The following is a 2126-nucleotide window of genomic DNA, read 5'->3' as shown; positions in this document are numbered from 1 at the left end:
CGGCGGCGGCGTGGCCGCTGGGCCGCACAGGCCGGGGACGGCGGGAGCGGACGCGGTCAGGGCCACGGCCAGCAGCAGGCTGCGGGCAAGACCTCGGAATGCACAGGAACGGCAAAGCATGGGGAGTACCTTCCGCAAAGGGTCGCGGCGGGGTGGGCGCACCCCGTCGGAAACCTCATCGGCTGGATGACGTTTTGCTTTAGACCGCCCACAGGCCGGGGCGACATGCGGGACAGCCGGGTACGAGGCCAGACACAGCCAGAGGGTATGCAGCCCGCAGATACGAGGGGGAGTGGGGCGCACTCCGGCGTCTGGCGCCAGACGCGCGGGTACGCTACTGGCCGAGCACGGCGGCAAGGCGGGCCAGGGCCGTGCGCAGGTGGCTGACCGCCGCCGTGGCCTCGTCAGGCGTGAAGAAGGGCGGGGCAGACAAGTGTGGCCCGGTCGGGTGTTTACCGGACGGGTGTGCCCCTGACGAATGTGCCCCTGACGAATGTGGACCGGACGAATGTGGACCGGACGAATGTGCCCCTGACGAATGTGCCCCAAGCGAGTGCGGCCCGGCAGCATTCGGGGTGGAAGAACGCGGGGCACCGTCCGCCCCTTCCCGCAGGCGCAGCAACAGTTCCAGCCTGCTGGCGGCAAAGCGCACTTCTTCGGCCCCCACGTTGGCGGCCTCGCTTTTCAGCCGGTGGGCATGCTGGCGCATGGCCGCCGCATCGTCGTTGCGCCAGGCCTCGGTCAGGGCGTCCAGCATCCCGGCAACTTCCACGGTCATCAACGCCAGAAGCTGGCCGTAGCTTTCGGCATCCAGTTCCAGACGGCGCATGGCGCCGGACCGGTCCAGGACGGGATGGTCCTGTACACCCGGGTCCGGCAGGGCCGTGCCATGGGAAGCCCGGCCCGAAAGCGGCTGCCCCGGCGGTGTCTGACCTGTGCCCCCCCCGCCCGGCACAGCCTGGCCTGACGTCACGGGGTCCGTCACCGGCCTGTCACCAGCCGTGCGGGCAACGCCTGCCGGGCCGGAGAAATCCCTGCCGCGCCGGTCCATGCTGTTCGGATTTTCTTCCTTCATCCGCTTGGCCTTCTTCCTGAAGGTTATATTACCAAGCAGATAGCCTTAACGGTGAATGCAGGCAAGCAAAAGGCGACCAAGGCGGCTTGCCGTGAACAAAATGCGTGGCACGATTCTGAGCATAGCGCACTTGGAGTTTGAATTTTCAGAAAAAAAGATGCATGCCAGAAAGCAACACGCAGGAGGCCCCATGTTTAGCGAACAAATCCGTATTTTCGCCCGCACGCCGCTGTGCGGCACCATTTGCTCCGGCACGCCCGCACCGTCCGCCGCCACGGCGGGTGCATCCCATGCTCCCGACGCTCCTGGCGCATCCGGCATGCCCCGCCGGGCAATGACACGCAAGGGCCATCACGCGGCGGCACTGTTCACGGCCCTGCTCGTGGGCGCGGTCCTGCTGCTGGGGCTGGCCGGTCCGGCCCTGGCCCACCGGGTGAACATCTTTGCCTGGGTGGAAGGCGGCGCCATCCGCTGCGAAACCTCGTTCAGCAGCGGCAACCCCGCCCGAAAGGCCACGGTTACCGCCACGCTGGCGGGCAGCGGCACGGTGGTGGGCACCGCCGTCACCGACGCCAAGGGGGCCTGCTCCCTGCCCATTACCCCGGAACTGCGCGCCGCCAAGGCCGACCTTGTCATCGAGGTGCAGGCGGGCGAAGGCCACCGCAACACCTGGACAATGCCCGCCGAGGAATACCTGGCCGCGCCTGTCGCAGAGGCTGTGAAGAGCGCGGCGGCATCACCCGCCGCCCCTTTCGCATCGCCCGCGCCCACGGTCGCCGCAACGACCACCGCACCGGCACCCTCCGCCGCCGGACCTTCCACGGGAACGGCAGTCGACGAGGCCGCCCTGCGGCGCATCGTGGCCGAGGTCGTGGCCGAACAGGTGGCCCCATTGCGCCATTCGCTGGCGGCCATGCAGTCCGGCGGGCCGCGCATGTCCGACGTGGCGGGCGGCATCGGCTACATCGTGGGGCTGGCGGGCATTGCCCTGTGGGCCCGCTCGCGCCGACGCTGACAGCCGGAACAAGGGCAGGCCGCGCCCCCCTGCCCG

The 2126-nt window shown here is 69.1% G+C and carries 2 protein-coding genes; one reads left to right on the top strand and one right to left on the bottom strand.

Annotated elements, in window-relative coordinates; genetic code table 11:
* Positions 1-334: 334 nt before the first annotated feature.
* Positions 335-1075 carry an Hpt domain-containing protein gene (locus FVW20_RS13280; RefSeq protein WP_196609990.1) on the bottom strand — a complete coding sequence of 247 codons (741 nt, stop codon included), beginning with the start codon at positions 1073-1075 and terminating at the stop codon, positions 335-337.
* A gap of 190 nt (positions 1076-1265) precedes the next feature.
* Here FVW20_RS13280 and FVW20_RS13275 point away from each other — a divergent pair, with 190 nt between their 5' ends.
* A complete protein-coding gene (locus FVW20_RS13275; protein ID WP_196609989.1) occupies positions 1266-2090 on the top strand; it encodes a NikL family nickel/cobalt ECF transporter subunit in 825 nt (274 codons plus the stop codon).
* Positions 2091-2126: the final 36 nt, after the last annotated feature.

It is taken from the genome of Nitratidesulfovibrio oxamicus, from assembly GCF_015731765.1.
Lineage (GTDB): Bacteria > Desulfobacterota > Desulfovibrionia > Desulfovibrionales > Desulfovibrionaceae > Cupidesulfovibrio > Cupidesulfovibrio oxamicus.
The sequence above is the reverse complement of the archived record's forward strand: the minus strand, read 5'-3'. Positions and strand labels throughout refer to the sequence as shown.